This is a genomic window from Cedecea sp. B1(4) (genome assembly GCF_059414925.1).
Genome location: NZ_JCAHMZ010000046.1, coordinates 1 through 228 on the forward strand (window position 1 = coordinate 1; position 228 = coordinate 228).

Below are 228 nucleotides of genomic sequence, written 5' to 3' on the forward strand. Positions count from 1 at the left end.
CGACGTTCTCGACCACCACGATGGCGTCGTCCACCAGGATGCCGATGGCCAGCACCATGCCGAACATGGTCATCATGTTGACCGAGAAGCCCAGCACCGACATCACCGCGAAGGTGCCCAGCAGGCAGACCGGCACCACGATGGCCGGAATCAGCGTGTAGCGCACGTTCTGCAGGAACAGGAACATCACCAGGAACACCAGCACCATGGCTTCCAGCAGCGTGTGCA

Annotated in this window: 1 protein-coding gene; it reads right to left on the reverse strand. The window is 61.4% G+C overall.

The window, feature by feature from the left end; all coding sequences use genetic code 11:
• The coding region (locus tag ACR6JA_RS22075) for an efflux RND transporter permease subunit (protein WP_494599518.1) at positions 1 to 228 on the reverse strand (228 nt) is incomplete at both ends.